The following is a 1680-nucleotide window of genomic DNA, read 5'->3' as shown; positions in this document are numbered from 1 at the left end:
GGTACTAGAATCAATAAGTTTGCTAGTGCCCATGACTTTCCGAAGTTCGTGAAGGTGGGTGCTGCGATGGAGCACGAACTTCGGAAAGTGGGCACTAGGTGTGGCGGATTTGACATTCGCTCCAGTATTTCCGCGAGTCCTTGATGCGAATGTCAAATCCAAAGCCACACCAGTATCTAATATTTGCTAGTGTCCCTTTGGTTCTGACATTCGCAAATGAGCTTGCCGCGACACATGATACGAATGTCAGAACCGGGACACTAGCGACCATGATTGCCAAGGATACACGTAGCCGAACCGGTGACGCTTGAGCCAGACTTCGAAAGACCCGATCGCAGCGCATCTGGCGATCTCGCGCGACGCCCTTGAACGGACGACGCGGGATGCTGGCCTGATCGAGACCGCGCGCAAGATCGCCGACGTCATGGCGGGAGCGCTGCGCAGCGGCCACAAGCTCCTGATCGCCGGCAACGGCGGCAGCGCGGCCGACGCCCAGCACATCGCCGCTGAAATCATCGGCCGCTACAAGCAAGACCGCCCGGCCTATGCGGCGATCGCATTGACCACGGACACCTCGGCGCTGACGGCGATTGGCAACGACTACGGCTTCGAGCAAATCTTCGCGCGACAGGTCGAGGGCCTCGGCCGGCGCGGCGATGTTCTGCTGGCGTTATCGACCTCGGGCCGCTCTGCGAACATTCTGGCAGCGCTGAAGGCTGCGCGGCAGCAGGGAATGGTCACGGTCGGTTTCACCGGCGCCCAAGGCACAGCGATGGGCGCATCGTGCGATCATCTGCTCGCGGCGCCAAGCGACGACACCGCGGCGATTCAACAAATTCACCTGACATTCGCCCACGGCATCTGCGACGTGATCGAACAGACTCTGGCGCATGGAACTTGAGCGAGACATGAGCGGCAACCATCCTGCCCGCTCCACTCCGCGCCCCGCCGCGTTTCTCGACCGCGACGGCGTCGTCAATCATGACGACGGTTATATGGGCACCAGCGACCGCATCCGCTGGATGCCGAATGCCGCCAAGGCGATCCGTCGGCTCAACGAAGCCGGCTATTTCGTGTTCTTCTTCACCAACCAATCCGGTATTGCACGCGGCTTCTTCACCGAGAAAGAACTCAACACGGTGCATGACTGGATGCGCGCCGAGCTCGCAACGCAAGGCGCCGTCATCGACGACATCCGTTATTGCGCGCATCATCCGGACGGATCGGTTGCGGGCTATCTCGAAGACCACCACTGGCGGAAGCCGAAACCCGGCATGATCCACGATTTGATGGAGAATTGGCCGGTGCAGCGCGAAGGCAGCTTTGTCATTGGCGACCGCGAGAGCGATATCGAGGCGGCGGATGCCGCCGGCCTGCCCGGTTTTCTGTTTTCCGGCGGCGACCTCGATGCGTTCGTCGCGGACATTATCGCTCAGATTTCCGGATGAAAAATCGCTGCCGTCCAGTGTCCCGATTCCGAAGTTCGTGGCATTTTACGGAGCCAAGTTTCGAACTTCCGAATCGAACGGACACTAGGGTCAGAACTCATTAAGTTTTCTGTTTGAACAATACGATATTGATTCGTATTGGGGAAGAATCGATGAGCAGAAATCTGTTCTGGCTGAGCGACGAGCAATGGGCACGGATTGAACCGCATTTGCCGAAGGATGTGCGAGGTGT

Annotated in this window: 2 protein-coding genes and 1 pseudogene; all 3 read left to right on the top strand. The window is 58.8% G+C overall.

The genetic code is table 11. The features are described 5' to 3' along the window. Positions 1-307 precede the first annotated feature (307 nt). Positions 308-901, top strand: a complete 594-nt coding sequence (locus tag WB528_RS23025) for a D-sedoheptulose 7-phosphate isomerase (RefSeq protein ID WP_423891004.1) — start codon at positions 308-310, stop codon at positions 899-901. A gap of 7 nt (positions 902-908) precedes the next feature. Continuing rightward, the gene (locus WB528_RS23020; RefSeq protein WP_423891002.1) at positions 909-1448 is read left to right on the top strand and encodes a D-glycero-alpha-D-manno-heptose-1,7-bisphosphate 7-phosphatase; all 540 of its coding nucleotides are present in this window, start codon (positions 909-911) and stop codon (positions 1446-1448) included. 125 nt (positions 1449-1573) lie between these two features. Continuing rightward, positions 1574-1680, top strand: a pseudogene (locus tag WB528_RS23015) (IS5/IS1182 family transposase); the annotation flags it as partial.

This window comes from Bradyrhizobium sp. (assembly GCF_049586575.1).
GTDB lineage: Bacteria > Pseudomonadota > Alphaproteobacteria > Rhizobiales > Xanthobacteraceae > Bradyrhizobium.
The sequence above is the reverse complement of the archived record's forward strand: the minus strand, read 5'-3'. Positions and strand labels throughout refer to the sequence as shown.

Bases quoted from the DNA above. Each gene is read 5' to 3' on its own strand.
- WB528_RS23020 (WP_423891002.1), top strand. From the start codon at position 909: ATGAGCGGCAACCATCCTGCCCGCTCCACTCCGCGCCCCGCCGCGTTT.